The 998-nt window shown below is 57.3% G+C and carries 2 pseudogenes; one reads left to right on the forward strand and one right to left on the reverse strand.

The window, feature by feature from the left end:
• Nucleotides 1-170: 170 nt before the first annotated feature.
• Nucleotides 171-718, reverse strand: a pseudogene (locus tag ACQUQ1_RS22400) (hypothetical protein).
• 128 nt (nucleotides 719-846) lie between these two features.
• Between ACQUQ1_RS22400 and ACQUQ1_RS22405 the strand changes: the two are divergent.
• Nucleotides 847-998: pseudogene (locus tag ACQUQ1_RS22405) on the forward strand (PadR family transcriptional regulator); the annotation flags it as partial.

Genomic DNA, 998 nt, shown 5'->3' on the forward strand with positions numbered 1-998 from the left:
GCGATGCACTTCGATGATCAGGTCGATTCAGATCCGGTGGTTCACGGGAGACTGATCCCGATATTTGTCGCTGCCACTACTATGTGAGGGTCAGTGTACTCCGAACCTCGCCTAGGAATTTCTCTGGCCTTGGTCGCCCTCGCTGTACTACCTCATGAGTGCATCCGCTGTCACGGGAGTTCTTCAGTCACGTCGACGAGTTCCTCCTCAGTTTGCCATCGATACAGCCGTCCGTTCCGGTCAAATAACTCGAAAACGCCGTCCTGCATCCAGCCGAAGGGATGCTCCTCATTCTCGTACTCTCGTTTGAGGACGTGACTCTTCGCGAGGTACTCGGTCGTGCCGACGAGCAGTCCCTGCTCGACGAGAAAGTCGCTTGGCTCCTTCTCGGCAATACCAACGAGGTAGGTCACGATGTCGGCAATCAGGCAGAACTTCTGGATGCTGTTGTCCCACTCTCCCCGGATATCGACCATCCGGAAGGCGTAGGCGCCCTGCCGGCGATTGAGACGATCAACCACGAGGTTCAGCCGCCGGATCGGCTCTCGGTCGTAGTTCCCCAGCACGAAGTACGAGCGCTCGTTCTCGTACACGGGAGTCAGCTCGCTCAGGGCGTGGAGGATCTCCTCGCTGTCGGCCAGCGAGATCACCTGGTCGTCGAGCTGATCCTTGCGCTCGTGAGGATCTCCTCCGAGACGGGCGACTCCTCATCGGGCATATCTGGTCCGTCTCAGCGGCGTGAGATATGGTTTCTGAAGTAAGTTACCGAGTTATTCGGCATTAGTTTACTGCAAGGTGATTTACTCAAAGGTAAACTACTTGTCGTCAGGGCGTCTACCGTGTCATATGAGCACCGACCTCGGGACGACTGGGGGAATGGAACCCCGCGAACTCGTCCATTTCGTGACCCAGCAGACGCGGTTCGCGCTCATCAACAACATCCTCCAGCACCCCGAGCAGCTCCCCTCGATGTACGAGCTCGAGGAACTCAACCCCAG

Source organism: Halobaculum sp. EA56 (assembly GCF_051195075.1).
GTDB lineage: Archaea > Halobacteriota > Halobacteria > Halobacteriales > Haloferacaceae > Halobaculum.